We start from the raw sequence: 15949 nt of genomic DNA on the forward strand, positions 1-15949 counted from the left end.
TGGGCGGTTGCTGGCGCCGTATTTAGGTGAAGGCGTTGATGCGCTGGCGGGTTGAGACCTGTTGGCGTGTTTCGCTTTGCGGCCGTTGGTCGTTAGCGGTGGAGTGTGCCGCTGTCCGTGTGCGGAGGGAACTTGGTTTTCTGGCTCTCGCCCGGACGGTTGGGCGGTTGCTGGCGCCGTATTGAAGTATAGCCGCTTTCATCGACGCAGCGTCGCGTGTCAGTTGTTCCCGATCCATACGAGGGAGGAACGTGAATATACGTGGCGTTTCCCTGGATGACTTCTACGCGGTCACGAATGATGTGTCGCGTCGAGCGTACGAGGGAAATGTGATCGTTGCGCCGGAAGCACGTTGGTCGCGGCGCAGCTCGTTCAATGCGCGGTTGCGCGTGGTGAACAGTCGTGGGCCCGGTGCGCGCACGGCGGCGTCGGGTCGACACGGGCCGTACGCGTGCTGGCACGCGTACCGGGATGTGCTGTGGCAGATGTTCGTCGCGAACCCCGACGCGACCGCGCGGACCGCGCTGGCGACCTACCGGGGTCAGTCGGGATTCGAGCGGGACTACCCCGCCACCCGCTACCGCGTCGTTGGTTCGGTCGCGTATCCGGTTTCCATGGCCGCGCTGTGCGTGGCTGAGGGGTGCGGTGCGGAGGGTCCGCCATTCCTACGGGTGCCGGACGAGTGTGACCCTCGGCCCTTGGCAGCAGAGGGCTCCGATGACGTGCTGGCGCGCATCGAGCGCGAGCTGCGGCAGGCGGAGATCGCGCCCCCAGAACCGATGGTGTTCGAGGGCCCGGTGTCCCTGCTAGACGCGCCGGACCTCGCCTACAGCGGTCGCTGAGCGGCCGCCGCCTGCTCCCTGCCCGGCTTCCGCGCCCCTCCTCGGGTCGGGCAGGGCTCCTGTCCCTGGTCGGCTGGTGCCCCTCCATCGGCTGACCAGGGAAGTTCTCGCTGCACTGTGAACTGCCATGTCGTGCGCCTGAGCGTCGGCGGGGCGTACCCACGGCTGTTCAGAGTGGACAGTCGGATTCCGTGAGGGAGGAATCCCATGTGTGACATGTGCTCGATGGCGGGGGACTTGCTGGACGGCAGCAGCGGGGGGTCGTCGTCGCCCGAGGAGCCGGGCGCCGCCGTTCCCCCGGGGATGGCCATCGTCGAGGCGACTGAGAACCCCGACGGCACCCTCACCGTGACGGTGAGCCCGGAGGAGTTCGAGGCGATCCGCATCCAGCTCGCGATCGCCGCCACGGTGATGGGGGCGATGGGCGGGCCGGGTTCGTTCCCGGTGTGAGATCGCTGCGGCCGGCCTCCGGGCTGTCCCCGGAGGGCCGGCCGCCCGCGGTCCGGGTTGTGGAAGGGAGGACCGATGCAGCCGTTGGAGGTTGCCCGCATTGACGGGCAATGGGTCACCTGGAGCGAACAGTTGGAGGAGTGGCTGCCGCTGCCGCTTGCGCCCGAGGCCACTGAGAACGATGTGCGGCATTTCTACGCCGGGCGCGGCCGGCAGATCACGATCGTCACCGCCGGCGGCCATCAGTGATCTTGTCGGCTCTGCCGCGAGTGCAGGCATGGCGCGGCGGCCGTAGCTCCCACGGCCACTCGGAATGAGCAACCGCCAGGGGCTCGGGTTGGGATCCCGGGCCCCTGGCCATGTCCGACGACCTTGGGAGGGATTGCGGACATGAGCGAGACCAGCAACACCTGGAGGGCCGCACCTCAGGAGGCGCTGTGGTTCGGAGCGATCATCTTCGGTCGCGACGTCGTCGATGGTGACGGTGAGGTGGTCGGCTCGGAGACCGATTACGCCTACGGCTACAGCACCGACCCCCTGCCCGACCCTCGGGAGATGTGCCCGGATAGGGCTGTGGTGCTGGAGGAGAAGCTGACCCATCTCCAGACGAAGGTGACTCTCTCGTCGCAGAACGCGGACCCCAGCGCTCACCAGCGTGAGTTCCGCGTGTGGTGTGAGAACGGCGACCTGGTCGCTGTGAGCGATACCTATGAGGAGGCCGCTGAGGAACTGCGGGCTGCCGTGCAAGGCGACGTCGAGCGCCTCGTCCGCGAGGACGCGGCGTGTGGCGTGTTGTCCACTTACGGCTACAGCATCGACGTCATCGAGGGAGGGCAGGACGTCACACAAGACTTCCTGAGCGATCATCCTGACTGCCCGCTCGATGATGGAGCGATCGTGGAGGCAGGCGAGTGATCACGCACCTGCACGTGAGCAGCAACACTCCCGGATATCTGCCGACCGTCGCCCCAGCGTGCTTCGACGATATCGACCGCGCGCTGGAGCATCTGCGAGCGGAACTGTGCTCCCAGCGGGACGACTTCTCCCAGCAGTGTCAGGGGTGCCGCCCGGACGGGCAGGGTGACCCTTGCCCTTGGTGTGAGGTCGCCGACGACGTTGAAACCGCGCTATCGGACATCGCCGACGGCGATGTCCGGTCCTACCTGCGCCGGGGAGACGTCGGGTGGAATTTCCGCCCACCGGAGGGCCCCGACATCGGCATCTGGTGCGAGCACATCGACTCGGCAGCCGCGACATGTGAGCTCGCCGATCGGCAGTTCGCCTGAGGCTCGGCTGCCGTCATACGCAGTGCGGACGGCTCGACGGTGGCTAAGGTGCGCCTCGGGCCGTCCGATGCGTGCGAGGTGCCGATGTTCGGTTGGGGCCGACCTGCCGGAGTATCCAGCGGCCCATTTCCTCAGGGCCGCTGGTCCTCTTAGAGGACGTCTCGCCGCACATCGAAGGGTGCCGGGCGAGGGATCCCGTACGTCCGCCTCCTTGAGGGCGTTGTCCGGAGTCGCCCGTGCCCCAGCTGCCGAGGACTGGTCTCCCGGGCCGGCGGTGCTGCGGTCACGGTGGCGTGACGCGCCTTCACTAGGGGCTCGTTCCGGTCGTCTCGGGCGCTATCGCCAAGGAGGTTGGTCATGCCCGATTTCCCGACCACGCGGCGTCGGAAGCCGCTGACTGTCGGACAGTTGAAGACAGTGCTGTGTGCCTTGCCGGATGACATGCTCGTCGTCCTATCCAGCGACGGGGAAGGCAACCGATATTCGCCGCTGCTGGACCTCGCGCAGGCGATGTACCTCGACGAAGCCGGCGGCAGAGGCCGGGTCTATCCGACGAGCGAGGAACTGCGGCGGGACACCGGAGCCCGGGACCTGCTCTCCCCCGACGCGATCCCCGCTGACGCTGTCGCTGCCGTGCTCCTGTACCCGATGCGCTGACGCAACCATGCTGAACCGGTGGCGCTGCGCTCGGCAGCGTCCTCCCTCCGGGCCGTCGTGGCGCTGCAGGAGGCGGGTTTCCAGGTTGACTGCGGCTCGGGACTGACACGCGCCCAGCGGCGCGGGGTTGTCGCCAAGACGACGAGGCCCGCACACGGACCCCTGTGCACGGGCGGTTCAACCGCGCCACGACGTCGGGAGCACGTCCCGTCGCCCATTCGGCGCTGCTGAGGCCCACTCGCACCCAGAAGGGTTCAGCGGTCCCCTCCCAGCTCCTCGCCCCGGCTGGGAGGGGATCTTCCCGCTGCCACCGCAGACCAGCTGACGGAGCACCGTGCTGCTGCGGCCGGTCGGTGTGCGGGGACATGCCGGGGCGATGACTGGAACAGGAGGACCTTCTTCATGGCCAATGGGGACCTGCTGCACACGACGCTGCGCCACATCCAGGACGACCGCGAGTCCTGGGACCAAAAGGTGTGGCGTGCGGGAAACCGGGGATGCTTTGCGTTCCACGCGGCTCGACTCGCTGGCGCGGTCCTGGAGGACCCCGAGCCGACCATCACCTGGGGGGACGGCTCGATCGACCCGAACGACGACGTCCGGGTGGTGGTGAATGACGCCGCACGGGCCCTGGGGTACGAGGACGGCGACTTCATCAGCATCAACCTGTTCGCCCGTCGAGCCCTGAAGCTGAGCGATGAGCAGGCGGCGCAACTGTTCTGCGGGTGCAACGGCCTGGCGGACCTCGAACGGCTCGTCCAGGAGTACACCGCGCAGGAGGCCGAGGGGGAGTGACCGCGGCCGTGGCCCTCCCTTACACCGAGGAGCGGAGGCGGGCCTGCGGGCGGTAGCTGTGTTTCTCGCAGCGGGCCGGGCGCCAGACGTCGAGCGGCCTGGCGCCCGGCCGGCCCGGAACGCGTGATCGACGGCCCGTGGACGGCAGCTGATCGCGACACGCTCGGGGCCAACGAGCGGCCCGAAAGAAGGAAGGGCGGAGTGATCGTGGAAGCGCGCAACTACAGCCTGTGGAGCACGACGGCCGATCCCGCGTGGACCGGCCATAACGCGGGCGTGCCGGATGTGCTGATCGTCCACGGCTTGACCGAGAGCCAGGCGCGATCGGCCCTGGAGCGCCTGCGCATGCTCTACCAGGACGACGGTCTGGAAATCAGGCTGAACAGCCGAAAGCTCTGACACGGCGGATGATTCCGCAGCCCCGACACGACGGTGCCGCGCTACCGGGCGGCGCCGTCGTGTCGCCCTCGTTGGTGCACGAATGGAAGGAAGGAGCCGATGGACGAGGACGACCTGAAGGCCGTCGCGGTCGAACTGACCGTTACCGAGACGGTGAACTACACCTTTCCCGTCACTGTCGAGATACCAGGCGCCATAGCCGAGAGCCCGGAAGACTTGGCGGGATATCTGGAAGATCACGAGGACCAGTGGCTCGATGAACTACCAATCGACGGAAGCGTGGGATATCTGACGATCACTGAGCGCTCCGTCGACGAAGCCAAACTCCTCCCTGAGCCGTCCGAGAGCTTCACGACAGCGACTGCCCCGTACGGGGACGAGGATGGGGAGGCCGACGAGAAGGACTGCGCCAGGCACGACGAACTCCGCTCCGGGGATCGCGGGGACGCGCTGGCACTCACCGAGGAGCTTGTCGCAGCGGCCCGTGATGACGCATGACCCGGTTGACCGAGCGAGAGCCGGACCACTGGCACACCCCCGGCGGCGGCCATGCCATGCGGGACCCCCGCAGAATCGACGGCTACCCCCCTCAGTCGTGGACCGCCGATGAACGCGCCTACGTCGAACACCTGCTGGCGCATTGGCACGCCCTGCACGATCCCCAGCCCGAGGACGACGACCCCGAGGCGGTGAGGCGGGTCTTCGAGCTGCTGGCCATCCACCAGGACATCGTGGTCCTCCTCAGGGAACTGATCACCTCCCTGCGTCACCAAGCCAGGCGGAACACGGACCCGGGGGCGTCGCCATGAGAACGCGCCCCCCGGAAATCCACCGAGAACTACGCGGGCACGCGTTCTACCCGCCCGAGCAGGACCTGGCCGCGATCCCGCCGCTGTACGGCACGGACCACCAGCCCGCCGAAAATGCGATCGTCCACCTGCGGTACGTCGCCCCCTGGGGCGAGTGGTACATCACCGAGCTTGACCCGGACACCGGAGAAGCCTTCGGATGGGCGGCCCTGGGAGATGACACCACCCAGGGCGAATGGGGCTACATCGACCTGCCAGCCCTGGAATCGTTCGCGTCCGGACCGGACCAGCTTGTACGGCGGGACCTACATCACCAGCCCGTGCCCGCACGCGACTGTCTGCCCCATGGCCGCAGCCGCTGAGCACCATGGCCCGCCGTGAAGGGCCCGCTGCCCATAGGCCGCTGACTCGGCCTGTTCAACGGTGACCGGGCCCGCCCTCGCAAGGACTCCGGCAGCGCCTTTCGTCTGCATTCCACGCTGCCGGACCCGCCCGCACGCCGGGCGGAACGGGCGGCTCCCTCCCAGCCCCGCGCCCCACCCGCAGGAGTGGGGCCGCCCTGTACCGCCAACAGCCCATGACCTGTCTCCGCGGTCGCGGAAACGGGGCTGCCGGGTGAGGCGGACTGCTCTCGGGTGGGGACTCCGGAATGAGAAGGGACACACCTCGCCATGGCCAATGCCGAACTGTTGAACGCCACCCTGCATCACATCCAGGAACACCCGGAAACCTGGCTCCAGCCGTACTACCGCCAGGGCGACAAGGGCTGCTTCGCCTATCACGCCGCCCGGATCGCCGGCGGGCAGCTGATCAGCCCTCAGCACGTCATCAGTCTCCCCGGCAGCGACACAGAGCTCAACAGGAACGCTGGGCTGGCATACAACGACGCCGCGCGCAGCCTCGGCTTCGAGGAGAACGACACGATCGAGATCCGCGAGTTCGCCCGCCGCGCCCTGGCGCTGACCGAGGACGAAGCGGACGACCTGTTCCACTCAGATAACGACCTCGACGACCTGACAACTCTCGTCGCCCAGCACACCGCATAGCGCGGAAGCGTCGAGTGCCTGGGACGGTTGGTTGGCCTGCCTCTTAGCCTCGATTCACCGGGTGACGGCTGGTCCAGTGTCTGGACATGAAAGTGGAGATGCGCTCTGACCTGGGAGAATAGGAGTTCTCTAGGCTTCTACTCGACCAGTTCGGAGGTGCATCTCCGGGATGCATTCTTCCATGCCGTCATGTGCGGTGTCCGCGGTGTTCGATGACCCGAACCTGGTCGCGGACGCCGGTCTGGTCCCGGTGATGCGTCTTGCCGCGCGGGGGCGGCTGTCGGAGCTGGTCCGCGAGACCGTGCGCATCGACGGGGCGGTCAATGGTGGCGGGGCGAACCCGGCGGCGAAGGTGACGTCGCTGATCGCGGCGATGTGCGCGGGGGCGGACAGTATCGAGGACGCCGACCGGCTGCGGCACGGGGCGATGCCGGCGCTGTTCGGTGGGATACGGGCCCCGTCGACGCTGGGGACGTTCCTGCGTTCCTTCACCCACGGCCATGGTCTGCAACTGCACGCCGTTCACCGCCGGTTCCTCGCGGAGCTGGCCGCCCGGACTCCGCTGCTGCCCGGCGCGGACGCGGTGGCGTTCGTCGATGTCGACTCCACGCACAAGCGGGTGTTCGGACCCGCCAAGCAGGGCGCCCAGGTCGGCCGGTTCAAGGGCATCCGCACCCTGCATCCGCTGCTGGCCACCATCTGCACGCCGATCTCCCGGCCGGTGATCGCCGCGGTGCGACTACGTCAGGGCAAGGCGGCCGACTCCCGCGGCGCGGAGCGGTTCGTCACCGAAGCACTGGCGGGCGCGATCGAGGCCGGCTGCACCGGGATCCGCATTCTGCGCGCGGACAGCCAGTTCTACAACGCCGACGTGGTGGCCGCCTGCCGCCGCAACGGCACCCACTTCTCGATCACGACGGGAATGAACCCGTCGATCAAGCGGGCCATCGCCGCCATGCCCGAGGACGCGTGGACGCCGATCCGCTATCCGAGGGCGGTCATCGATCCCGACACCGGCGAGCTGATCTCAGACGCCGAAGTCGCCCAGATCCCCTCCTACACCGCCTTCACCGGCCGGAAGAAGACCGAACAGGTCACCGCCCGGCTGATCGTGCGCCGGGTCCGTGACTTGGCCAAACCCGCCACCGTCGGCGAGCAGGGCGAGCTGTTCCCCGTCTGGCGCCACCACCCGTTCTTCACCGACAGCCCCTTCGAAACCCTCCAGGCCGAACGGCACCACCGCCACCACGCCGTGATCGAGCAGGTCATCGCCGACGGCAAAGCCGGACCTCTCGCCCACCTGCCCTCGGGGAAGTTCAACGCCAACGCGGCCTGGCTGAGCTTGTGGGCGATGTCCTACAACCTGCTGAGAGCGGCAGGAGCCCTGGCCGGAGCGTTCCACGCCAAGGCCACCACCGCCACTATCCGCACTCACCTGGTCCACGTCCCCGCCCGGATCGCCCGCTCCGCCCGACGCCTCACACTGCACCTGCCCCGCCGATGGCCCTGGCACGAGGCGTTCTCCGAGTTGTTCCACACCGCCCACGCACCACCGGCCCTCTGACCAACCCACCCACCCGCCCACCAGGGCCCAACCGGAACCGACGTGGAAAAGCTGGGCAGACCAGCGAGTACGACATGCCCTCCAACCGGCCACCACACCGAGAACGCAGAAACGCTCACCTCGGAATCCGATCGGTGAATCGAGGCTTAGCGGGAGACCGGCCGTCCCAGGCCTGCACAGCACCACGCGTCAGCTCATCTTGACGAAGCAGACCACTAATCAAATCAGTGCGAAATGACTCGCCATGCTGGCCGGGAAACTCCCGAATCTGATCGCCCCCTGCGGACGTTCCGGGAAATTCCACAGCCGTATTGTAATGAGGAGCAATAGCTCCGACAGTAAGAGGCAAGCACGGGCGCTATGAATCCTCCTCCGAAGTGGAGGACCGGGGCGGGAAAGACTTCGCCAGCCCTTACAGCGGCTCTGATGCCCTACCCTCGTGCTGGCAGTCAAGAAACGGATTGGGGCCAACGTGCGTCGACTTCCCGATGGTGCACGGTGACGAGCAGAACTGTCCTGTGCGCACCGACTTAGTCAGCACGGGCAGAAGTTGCCGTCGGAAACTCAGCGAATTTGAGAGCCGACCTGGGAACGTCTGGCGTCCGGACGGTGATGCATCCCTGCAGCAGTACCGAAGAACGCCTCCACGGGGAAAGACACCGAGAGAGGTGGCATCAATGGTCGTTGATTTCCCGCCCAGTGCTGTCAAGAAGATCGCCCGCCCCACGAAATCAGGAGCTACTGAATATGGCCAAGCGGGACAAGCCGGCGATGTACGGTCACTACGCCATTGTGGAGCGCTATCAGGTGCCGGGTGAGAGTGTGGAGTTCGTGCTGGCCCACGGGTCGGAAGAGGTACAGCCCTGGGCCGTGGGCGGTGGCGTGAGGCAGGGAGACTACTTCCATTCGGAGAAGGCGGCCCGCGTGGAGTTTGCGCGGCGAGTGGCCAAATCCCTCGACCTGATCGTGGCGCCGGACGGGGCGGTGGCGGTACTGCCCCAGGAACGAAAAGAGCTCACGGACCTGGCCCGCTCCTACCAGGAGGCAGCGGCCGCCTTTGAGGGGTCCGAGCACGACTGCGACGAGAACGACATGGCAGTGCACATGCGCGCCGCTGCTGACGCAGTGACCATACGCCTTCAAGAACTCGGCATCATCGCCGGTGTCTACGAGACGTGGGAGATGAACACCGCGCCACGCGCACGGTGAAAGAGAAGAGTCGACTCCCATCGCAGGACTTGCTGATATAAACGGCGCAGAGGTGGCGGAGAGCCGGAATTCTGCGTGTTTGACCAAGGGCTGCATGACGCAACGAAAGGGAGGAAGCGGTGCCTGATAAGAAGGTGGGAGAATCCGGTTGGTTCTTCCTTGAATGCGGCTGCGTCGTCTTCGTGGCCAAGTACTGGCGTTTGCATACCCTGGGACCCGGCACGAAAGAGTGTCCGGAGTCTCAGCGGCTGCACGCCGCGTTTGCGGAAGTTGCCGTGGACGGAACCGTTCACGATACGCTGCCTCAGCGACGGGCGATCAACGAGCATTACGGGGTTCCGGAAAAGATCACGGCCGCTTTCGAATCCCGCTACGCCGACATGCCGCTCACGGAGCGTCCCGAACGGGTTCTCGTGGACGGCATCGGCGAGGTGACGGGCTGGTATTACCTCCGGTGCGGATGCCGGATCTTCGTGAAGTATCCGGGCTGCTACGTGCACGTGGTCGATGAGCCCAATGTCTGCGACACCATGCGGGGTCTGAACTGCGCCTACAGGCAAAAGCTGCGGAACTCGACCCCCGACGCCCCGGATGCTCTTGACGACTACATCGCCATGCTCCGGCACGTCGGCACGCCAGATTCCAAGATATCTGAACTGGAAAGCCGAAGGAACGCTCTCGCGGCGCTGGGCAAAGGAAGGTGACCAGGCCGGGGACAAAGACCTCTGTGGCGTCCAGCGGCACAGCCTTCGTCCGGCTCGGTGCGCCTGACATACGCAGGTTCCCTGGGACCGGTCGACAAGGCGCGGCTTGTCCGAGACTCAACGGCTGCCCACGCAATACGCTCGGCTGGGAAAGCCCGGCTGACCGTATCGCTGAGTGCATGGCCTCTGGTGTCAGGGCGGCCTCACCGGTCGTGGCCGGTAGCGAGGCTGGGGTCAGGCGATCGTGTAGGGCCGCGGTTAGCCCAGGTGCTCGTAGTGCGCGGCGTCGTCGTCGAGCTGCTTCAAGGCGTGAGCACTGCCATACGCTTCCAGCAGCATGACCGCGGTACAGATCGCGATGGTGTGGATACGGTCCAGCGGCGCTAAGTCCTCCAGGGCTTGGGTGAGCGTCGACTCCTTCGCGGCGACCCGGCGTATCGCCGTCGTCGTCGCGAACTCATGCTCCAACGGCGCCAAGGCCGCCAGCCCGTTGATCTGGCGCACCGCCATGGATGGTCCCCCCAGGGTGTCGAAGAGCTCGTCGTGGTCGAGGACGAGCCAGGCGAGAACGCGCTCCAACCTGCCGGCGTCCAGCCCTGTGAGGCAGGTTGCTATCAGAGAGCGGTTCTGGGCGAGGTACGCACGGGTCAGATCGGTCGCCCGCCACATAGCGTCCACCAGCCACCGGTCGTCAGTTGTCATCTCCCCCTTCTAGCGGATGGGCGGGGATAACGCGGCGATTCCCCCTGATTCACCACTTCGGGTGGCAGCCGCGCGTATCAACCCAGACGCGATCACCTTGTTGGTCACCACGGAGTGCCGACCGCTGCACGTCTTCCTCGTCGATGCCGGATCGTTCGATCCAGCGGACCTCGTCGAGAGCCTCCGCCGCCAGCGCGATGAAGACCACAGCAGCTTCCCACTGCCGGACTACCTCAGATGCCGGGACAGATAGGTCCGGCGCCCCGTCACGAGTTGCCTTGCGGCGAGAGGTCGTCAAGACGCTGCCCGCGCCCGTGTTCAGTGCGGCACGCCTGCACGCCAGTGCCCGGGGTTCCCCTCCCTCCCCTGGGGCCTTGGCGTGCGGGTCTGCGGCATTGCACACCCATCTCCGCACACCACCGATTCGCGAAAGGAGAACCACCGATCATGGCCAACGCCCACCTGCTGCACGCCACACTTCGGCGAATACAGGTCTGCCCGGAGCGCTGGAACCAGATGACTTATCGACGCCGGGACCAGGGCTGCTTTGCCTACCACGCTGCTCTGCTGGCCGGCGCCCAACTGGCCAGACCCAATCCCGTCATCGCAGGGACCGACGGCAGCGTCATCGGCTCAAACCACTCCACCGAGCTGGTGTTCAACGAGGCCGCCCGCGCTCTGGGCTTTGCTGAGGGGGACACCATAAGCATCCCGGCATTCGCTCGGAAGGCCCTGCGGCTGAGGGTGCAGGAGGCAGCCGAACTGTTCGACGCGCTGAACACCCTCGCTGATCTCGAACGGTTCGTCCGCCGCTACGCCCGGACGGATGAGTGCGCATGAGTAACCGCGAGTACTTCCAGTTCCTGGCCTACCGATGGGATGTCACGCGGGCTCAGGAGATCGCCGCTGACCTGCCCGTCTATCGCATGGCCGTTGAACCGTGGTTCGGATGGCTTCCCGCAGTCAGGATCGATGAGGACTACATAGACCGTGTCGACCTGGGCCGCCCGCTCATTATGGTGAAGATCAAGGAAGCCGACGGCGCCTTGCTGATCATTGACGGATGGCACCGGATCGCCCGCGCACAGCGTGACAGCGTCTCCCACCTGCCGGTGACTGTTCTGAACGAAGAGCAGGAGCGGGAGGTCCGGATCTTCGGCGGATCGAAGAAGCCGCGGTCTCGCAGCGGGCAGCGATCGTCTGCGGCGAGGCGGCCCCGCGTGACCGGGGCGCAAGGCCCTCGTCGCGCGGCACCTCCGACAAGGCGGGGAAGACGAAGGGGAAAACGATGACTACGGACTCCTACGTCTTCGAGGAGTCACCCGACGGCGAGGACCGTGAATTCTGGGCCCAGACGGCAGGCTCGATATGCCACACCCTCGAAATTCGCGACACGGGTGAGGCAGTCAGCCTCGACCTGTGGTCGGAGGCCATCGACCTGGATGCTCCCGAATGGAGCGGCAGAGTGGAAATGCATATCACCTATAGTGATGTCCGTAAGATGATCGCTCGTCTGACGCGGATCTGCGAGCGCCATGAAATGGACCTGGGTTAGCTTTCTGTGCCGCGTCAGCCCGGCGTAGACATTCATCTGCGTCTGCTGCATGGCCTCGACTCCGATCGCGCCATCCGCAACCCGGATGGCGACGATGGCCGGTGAAATACCTACCAGCGCCTGCGTGACTTTCGTGGAGGTCAAGCACGTCCTGGTCCTGATCAAACCGCGCCCGTCGGAGGCGTGGCCACCGGCGGGCACCCCGTGGCGCAGTTCTCACCAGAACAGGCTGTGTGGAGTGGAGAGTGGGTTCTTCCTTCCGGAGGGAACGGTAGCCGAGGCGTCAAGCGGCTGCGGAGCGGACGTTTGAGCGTTTCGTTGCGCCGTATTCCTGTGAGGGGCAACAACAGAGTCACGGCCTGAGAAACTGCAGGATCGAACACGGTCTTGCCCGGGCGCAGTTGATCAATACCGATATTCCACATGCCTTTCGTGTGATGCAACCCCGAGAGGAAGGAAAGGAGCACGTCCGTATGTCTCAAGAGACGCTGGAATGGCTGAACGCCAACGTGCTGATTGGATTCACCGACAAGCGCGGAACGGCCTGGCATCACCGGCGCAGCCTGGAGGGTGACGAGCCCAATCACTATCCAGGGCCGGTGCCGGTGGAGGACGTCAGGAGGCGATTGTTCGGCTGGGAGGCCGTCTCTGGCGAGGTGTTCGTGAAGAACCCCGTCACCGGCCGACTCCAGCAGGACAGTACGCGGCAGGCGTTCCTGCGTAGCGACAACGGCTACGTCATGGGGTACTTCACCCCCGGCTACCAGCCTCACCCCTACGAGGAGTGGCTGATTAACAAGATCGGCTCGCTTCTGGACGACGAGTTGTCGATCGGCTCGGCCGGACTGCTGCGCGGCGGTGCTGTCGCATGGGTCTCGATCGAGGTCCCCGAGACGATCACCACGCCGGAAGGGGTCGAGTTCCGCCCGAACCTGTTCGGCACGACGAGCTTTGACGGCTCGCTGAAGACCCGGTTCAAGCGGGCCGCGACCAACATCGTCTGCGACAACACGATGGCGTTGGCGCTGTCGGAGGCCGGGCAGGAGATCGCGATCAAGCACTCACGGCACTCACGGCTGAAGGTCGCCGAAGCCCGCGAGGCGCTCAACCTCGTCTATCAGACCGCCGACGACTTCGCCGCCGAGATCACGAGGCTGTGCCAGACCACGGTCACTGACCGGCAGTGGGACGCCTTCCTCGACGCTGAGGTTCGCGTGCCGGCGGAGAAAGGGCGCGGCCGCACTCTGGCGGAGAAGAAGCGTGACTCCCTGACTCGGCTGTGGAACGAGGACGCGCGGGTCGCGCCTTGGCGCGGTACTGCCTACGGCGTCGTGCAGGCGGTCAACACCTACGCCCACCACGAGGCAACGGTCCGCAACGTCCACCGGCCGGAGCGCAACATGCTGCGCGCGATCACCGGAGGGGTCCACCAGATGGACCGCAGCATCCTGAGCACGCTGACCGGCCTGCTGGATCGCACTGACCTGGTGCGGGCCGCATAGCACCAGCCCCGCTTCGAGGGGCCGCGGTACATCCGGCCGGGCGGATCGCACCCGGCCGCCCGTCCGGACGCACCTCGCGGTAGCAATCGGCTCCGCCCGACGTCCCACTCAGCGCAGCGCGGCTCAGGCTCCGAGCCCGGGGATGGGGGAGCGCACCGCTGGTCATCTGTGGACACTGCATCCCCTCAGCAGGGTTGTGCCTGAAGAACCGCAAATACCGAAGCCGGGACCAACGGCCCACATGAGAAGGAGGACCTCGTGCTTGCGCACTATGGCCCGCTCCCGAGCTCCCCGTATCTCGACATGACCGACACCCACCAGACGGATAGCGAGGAACGAGGGTTCCATCATCTGCTGGAAGAACACGGCTTCCACCACCTCGCGGAAGTCGCGCACGGAATCGGCGAGGACGAGAGCTACCGCGACGACGACGGATGGCAGCGATTCGACGCCGACCTTGCCCCGGCCCTCGCAGCCCAGGTCATCTCCGAGATCCTCATCTATATCTATCGCGCCGCAGGACGTGAGGTGATGGACCACACGGTCACCGAGGCACTGGCGGAAGTCGACGAGATGCTGAGGTACTACTGACCGGTCTCTCAGCGAGCCGGACCCCGCGCCGGGCCGGTTCGTACCATGGCCGTCCAATTCACCAGCGCCCCGTCGCCCGGATGGTCTTTCGGCACGGGACATCAAAGCGTCTCGTCCCACACCACCGTCCTTCTGATCCCGCGCCGCCTCAACGCCCGCCCCTCGGCTCTGCCGATCTACCACCCCGTCAGTTCGCGATTCCCCGAAGGCGCTGATCGGACTGAAGCCATGGTCCCTAGCGTGCAACAGCTGGCTTAGAAGAGTGGGTTTACGAGCCCCACAGCTGCTCCTCAAAAGTGCATTCTGAAGTCCACTGTCCCCGCAAGGGAAGTAGTGCCTAATTCGGTTCGACTGCCAGTTGGGTGCCAAGCGCAGGGCGCACCGAGGCCCCTTCGCCCAGCTCATTCCGAGAGCGGCCGACGATCACGCGGTCCCTCACTCCATAGCCAAGGGCGATCGCGAGTCCGGAGCTGAGCCATCCGCCCATCACCAACCCGAGCCCTGCACCATCGAAGGGAGAAGACCAACATGTCCGACCGACTTGAATGGGCGGAAGCCGACAGCCCGGCGGAACTGCTCTATCCGGGCACCGATATCGACGGTGCCACCGTCTCGCCTGGCGAGATGGCCGTCGCGGTGTGGACCGGCAGCAACGGCATCGCCTTGTACGGACCACAGAAGCAACTGGCCGACCGGTTAGGGCAACTCGCCCACGCTGTTCGCTGTGCCCCGCCGGCTGGGGAGCGGGAGGCGTGCATCGACCGTGCTCTCGACCCGCAGTCCCCACGTACGGAGGCGGCCGACTCCGACGCGTATCTAACGGCGCGGGAGACGAAGTGCGGCTTCACCAGCACCGTCGTAATGGACCCTCGCCAGGCAACGTGCTCGGAGTGCATCGAGATCTGGAACAGTGACCCTGCCGTCACCGATGAATCGCGCGTTCGCCTCACCCATCCTCTACCGATGCCAGCACCCTCTGAGCCCCGTGACGCCGCGGATTAGGCGTGGAGCGAGGAGGAGACGGCGACGCCGGCTCGCCTCCGTCACAGTCGTCGCGACCACCTCGGCCATGCGCCGCTCGGCACCGTTGAGGAGTCGCACCCGCCTGGTTGCAGGTCCGCCTTCGGCTGCTAGAGGACGACGACGAGTTGAGGCTGCCGGAATGCGACGTGTCAGCGGCGCATCTGCGCACGTTCAGGGGATCGGCCCTCAGGTTGAGGCGCGCGAACATGCGCCGGCCCGGCGTGGGCGACGATCAGCAGGAGTCGTCCGAGTGGAATTGGCGGGAGTCCTACCGAACGGCACTGCCTCCCACGGCGGTCGCTCTCGGGACGTGTCATGCCCCGCCCTGTCGCCCCTGCGACGATTTCGACTGTCCCTGCCCGGACACCACCCTGCTCAAGGACAAGGCCGCCAGTCCAGAAAACCGGCTGACGAATGGGACGCCAGGCGAGTATCCGGACAACGCCGACTCAAGTACAGCATCAATGGCTAGATCCTTGAGTCTGATCTCGGAGTCGGTGTTCTGAAGAACCGGGCGGTCCGCCGCACCTCTTGCCTCGAAGTGGACGTAATGCTGCTCCCGTTGCAGCAACGTCTCGGCACGCCGCCGTGCCCACGGCCAGCCCTGAGCCATGGGCCGCGGCCCGAGCCGGCTCTGTCACGTCTGTGCTCGACTTCGGGGCCTGCCTCGGTCGATGTCGCACCACTGCCGGGTGTTGAGCCCAGCTCCGCCACTTATGTCTTTCGGCATGGGCTTCAAGCAGGGCCCTTCAAACGCCTAATCGCTCCTAAGTTGGTTGCCCGGAGGCCGGAGCCCGAAGTCCGTTTCCGCCGGC

General features: G+C 66.2%; 23 protein-coding genes. 21 read left to right on the top strand and 2 right to left on the bottom strand.

What is annotated here, in order from left to right:
* Window positions 1-251: 251 nt before the first annotated feature.
* The 15 genes from RNC47_RS09225 to RNC47_RS09295 all read left to right on the top strand — a co-directional run bounded on the left by RNC47_RS09225 (window position 252) and on the right by RNC47_RS09295 (window position 9761).
* Entirely contained in the window at window positions 252-842 is a 591-nt protein-coding gene (locus tag RNC47_RS09225) for a hypothetical protein (RefSeq protein ID WP_311597246.1), read from the top strand.
* Window positions 843-1067: 225 nt separating this feature from the next.
* Window positions 1068-1292 (top strand): hypothetical protein, encoded by a 225-nt coding sequence (locus RNC47_RS09230; protein ID WP_311597247.1) that lies wholly within the window; start codon window positions 1068-1070, stop codon window positions 1290-1292.
* A 75-nt stretch (window positions 1293-1367) separates the two neighbouring features.
* Window positions 1368-1541, top strand: a complete 174-nt coding sequence (locus tag RNC47_RS09235) for a hypothetical protein (protein ID WP_311597248.1) — start codon at window positions 1368-1370, stop codon at window positions 1539-1541.
* A 141-nt stretch (window positions 1542-1682) separates the two neighbouring features.
* Entirely contained in the window at window positions 1683-2207 is a 525-nt protein-coding gene (locus tag RNC47_RS09240; RefSeq protein ID WP_311597250.1) for a hypothetical protein, read from the top strand.
* Complete coding sequence (locus RNC47_RS09245) at window positions 2204-2578, top strand: hypothetical protein (RefSeq protein ID WP_311597252.1); 375 nt, start codon at window positions 2204-2206, stop codon at window positions 2576-2578. The genes RNC47_RS09240 and RNC47_RS09245 overlap by 4 nt, the downstream gene beginning before the upstream one ends.
* A gap of 357 nt (window positions 2579-2935) precedes the next feature.
* Window positions 2936-3235 carry a hypothetical protein gene (locus tag RNC47_RS09250; RefSeq protein WP_311597253.1) on the top strand — a complete coding sequence of 100 codons (300 nt, stop codon included), beginning with the start codon at window positions 2936-2938 and terminating at the stop codon, window positions 3233-3235.
* Between the two features lie 402 nt (window positions 3236-3637).
* The gene (locus tag RNC47_RS09255; RefSeq protein WP_311597255.1) at window positions 3638-4030 is read left to right on the top strand and encodes a hypothetical protein; all 393 of its coding nucleotides are present in this window, start codon (window positions 3638-3640) and stop codon (window positions 4028-4030) included.
* A gap of 201 nt (window positions 4031-4231) precedes the next feature.
* Entirely contained in the window at window positions 4232-4429 is a 198-nt protein-coding gene (locus RNC47_RS09260) for a hypothetical protein (RefSeq protein WP_311597257.1), read from the top strand.
* Between the two features lie 99 nt (window positions 4430-4528).
* Entirely contained in the window at window positions 4529-4927 is a 399-nt protein-coding gene (locus tag RNC47_RS09265; protein WP_311597259.1) for a hypothetical protein, read from the top strand.
* The gene (locus RNC47_RS09270) at window positions 4924-5238 is read left to right on the top strand and encodes a hypothetical protein (RefSeq protein WP_311597261.1); all 315 of its coding nucleotides are present in this window, start codon (window positions 4924-4926) and stop codon (window positions 5236-5238) included. Before RNC47_RS09265 ends, RNC47_RS09270 begins: the two co-directional genes overlap by 4 nt.
* Window positions 5235-5600, top strand: a complete 366-nt coding sequence (locus RNC47_RS09275) for a DUF2958 domain-containing protein (protein ID WP_311597263.1) — start codon at window positions 5235-5237, stop codon at window positions 5598-5600. Before RNC47_RS09270 ends, RNC47_RS09275 begins: the two co-directional genes overlap by 4 nt.
* 309 nt (window positions 5601-5909) lie before the next feature.
* The gene (locus RNC47_RS09280; RefSeq protein ID WP_311597264.1) at window positions 5910-6284 is read left to right on the top strand and encodes a hypothetical protein; all 375 of its coding nucleotides are present in this window, start codon (window positions 5910-5912) and stop codon (window positions 6282-6284) included.
* Window positions 6285-6453: 169 nt separating this feature from the next.
* Complete coding sequence (locus RNC47_RS09285) at window positions 6454-7848, top strand: IS1380 family transposase (RefSeq protein ID WP_311597266.1); 1395 nt, start codon at window positions 6454-6456, stop codon at window positions 7846-7848.
* Between the two features lie 747 nt (window positions 7849-8595).
* Window positions 8596-9057, top strand: coding sequence for a hypothetical protein (locus tag RNC47_RS09290; protein WP_311597268.1), 462 nt, complete (start codon window positions 8596-8598; stop codon window positions 9055-9057).
* Between the two features lie 119 nt (window positions 9058-9176).
* Entirely contained in the window at window positions 9177-9761 is a 585-nt protein-coding gene (locus RNC47_RS09295; protein ID WP_311597269.1) for a hypothetical protein, read from the top strand.
* 258 nt (window positions 9762-10019) lie between these two features.
* Here RNC47_RS09295 and RNC47_RS09300 read toward each other — a convergent pair whose 3' ends face one another.
* The gene (locus RNC47_RS09300) at window positions 10020-10463 is read right to left on the bottom strand and encodes a hypothetical protein (RefSeq protein WP_311597271.1); all 444 of its coding nucleotides are present in this window, start codon (window positions 10461-10463) and stop codon (window positions 10020-10022) included.
* 49 nt (window positions 10464-10512) lie between these two features.
* Complete coding sequence (locus tag RNC47_RS09305) at window positions 10513-10671, bottom strand: hypothetical protein (RefSeq protein WP_311597272.1); 159 nt, start codon at window positions 10669-10671, stop codon at window positions 10513-10515.
* Between the two features lie 239 nt (window positions 10672-10910).
* Here RNC47_RS09305 and RNC47_RS09310 point away from each other — a divergent pair, with 239 nt between their 5' ends.
* The 6 genes from RNC47_RS09310 (at window position 10911) to RNC47_RS09335 (ending at window position 15113) form a co-directional block, all read left to right on the top strand.
* On the top strand, window positions 10911-11303 hold the full coding sequence (locus tag RNC47_RS09310; RefSeq protein ID WP_311597273.1) for a hypothetical protein: 393 nt from the start codon (window positions 10911-10913) through the stop codon (window positions 11301-11303).
* The gene (locus tag RNC47_RS09315; protein ID WP_311597274.1) at window positions 11300-11755 is read left to right on the top strand and encodes a hypothetical protein; all 456 of its coding nucleotides are present in this window, start codon (window positions 11300-11302) and stop codon (window positions 11753-11755) included. Before RNC47_RS09310 ends, RNC47_RS09315 begins: the two co-directional genes overlap by 4 nt.
* Window positions 11752-12018, top strand: coding sequence for a hypothetical protein (locus RNC47_RS09320; protein WP_311597276.1), 267 nt, complete (start codon window positions 11752-11754; stop codon window positions 12016-12018). The genes RNC47_RS09315 and RNC47_RS09320 overlap by 4 nt, the downstream gene beginning before the upstream one ends.
* A gap of 473 nt (window positions 12019-12491) precedes the next feature.
* Window positions 12492-13520, top strand: coding sequence for a DUF932 domain-containing protein (locus RNC47_RS09325; protein ID WP_311597277.1), 1029 nt, complete (start codon window positions 12492-12494; stop codon window positions 13518-13520).
* 303 nt (window positions 13521-13823) lie between these two features.
* Window positions 13824-14111, top strand: a complete 288-nt coding sequence (locus RNC47_RS09330; RefSeq protein WP_311597279.1) for a hypothetical protein — start codon at window positions 13824-13826, stop codon at window positions 14109-14111.
* Between the two features lie 528 nt (window positions 14112-14639).
* Window positions 14640-15113: a hypothetical protein gene (locus RNC47_RS09335; RefSeq protein ID WP_311597281.1), complete on the top strand. Its 474-nt coding sequence runs from the start codon at window positions 14640-14642 to the stop codon at window positions 15111-15113.
* The last annotated feature ends 836 nt before the right edge of the window (window positions 15114-15949 follow it).

Origin of the sequence: Streptomyces millisiae (genome assembly GCF_031845425.1) — a bacterium.
In the GTDB taxonomy this organism is placed as follows: domain Bacteria; phylum Actinomycetota; class Actinomycetes; order Streptomycetales; family Streptomycetaceae; genus Streptomyces; species Streptomyces millisiae.

What these genes read in the sequence shown, in the direction of transcription:
- RNC47_RS09300 (WP_311597271.1), bottom strand. Translation starts at nt 10,463, where the DNA reads ATGACAACTGACGACCGGTGGCTGGTGGACGCTATGTGGCGGGCGACC.
- RNC47_RS09255 (WP_311597255.1), top strand. Translation starts at nt 3,638, where the DNA reads ATGGCCAATGGGGACCTGCTGCACACGACGCTGCGCCACATCCAGGAC.
- RNC47_RS09285 (WP_311597266.1), top strand. Translation starts at nt 6,454, where the DNA reads ATGCATTCTTCCATGCCGTCATGTGCGGTGTCCGCGGTGTTCGATGAC.
- RNC47_RS09250 (WP_311597253.1), top strand. Translation starts at nt 2,936, where the DNA reads ATGCCCGATTTCCCGACCACGCGGCGTCGGAAGCCGCTGACTGTCGGA.
- RNC47_RS09310 (WP_311597273.1), top strand. Translation starts at nt 10,911, where the DNA reads ATGGCCAACGCCCACCTGCTGCACGCCACACTTCGGCGAATACAGGTC.
- RNC47_RS09335 (WP_311597281.1), top strand. Translation starts at nt 14,640, where the DNA reads ATGTCCGACCGACTTGAATGGGCGGAAGCCGACAGCCCGGCGGAACTG.
- RNC47_RS09270 (WP_311597261.1), top strand. Translation starts at nt 4,924, where the DNA reads ATGACCCGGTTGACCGAGCGAGAGCCGGACCACTGGCACACCCCCGGC.
- RNC47_RS09265 (WP_311597259.1), top strand. Translation starts at nt 4,529, where the DNA reads ATGGACGAGGACGACCTGAAGGCCGTCGCGGTCGAACTGACCGTTACC.
- RNC47_RS09280 (WP_311597264.1), top strand. Translation starts at nt 5,910, where the DNA reads ATGGCCAATGCCGAACTGTTGAACGCCACCCTGCATCACATCCAGGAA.
- RNC47_RS09275 (WP_311597263.1), top strand. Translation starts at nt 5,235, where the DNA reads ATGAGAACGCGCCCCCCGGAAATCCACCGAGAACTACGCGGGCACGCG.
- RNC47_RS09315 (WP_311597274.1), top strand. Translation starts at nt 11,300, where the DNA reads ATGAGTAACCGCGAGTACTTCCAGTTCCTGGCCTACCGATGGGATGTC.
- RNC47_RS09320 (WP_311597276.1), top strand. Translation starts at nt 11,752, where the DNA reads ATGACTACGGACTCCTACGTCTTCGAGGAGTCACCCGACGGCGAGGAC.
- RNC47_RS09230 (WP_311597247.1), top strand. Translation starts at nt 1,068, where the DNA reads ATGGCGGGGGACTTGCTGGACGGCAGCAGCGGGGGGTCGTCGTCGCCC.
- RNC47_RS09330 (WP_311597279.1), top strand. Translation starts at nt 13,824, where the DNA reads ATGACCGACACCCACCAGACGGATAGCGAGGAACGAGGGTTCCATCAT.
- RNC47_RS09290 (WP_311597268.1), top strand. Translation starts at nt 8,596, where the DNA reads ATGGCCAAGCGGGACAAGCCGGCGATGTACGGTCACTACGCCATTGTG.
- RNC47_RS09240 (WP_311597250.1), top strand. Translation starts at nt 1,683, where the DNA reads ATGAGCGAGACCAGCAACACCTGGAGGGCCGCACCTCAGGAGGCGCTG.
- RNC47_RS09235 (WP_311597248.1), top strand. Translation starts at nt 1,368, where the DNA reads ATGCAGCCGTTGGAGGTTGCCCGCATTGACGGGCAATGGGTCACCTGG.
- RNC47_RS09325 (WP_311597277.1), top strand. Translation starts at nt 12,492, where the DNA reads ATGTCTCAAGAGACGCTGGAATGGCTGAACGCCAACGTGCTGATTGGA.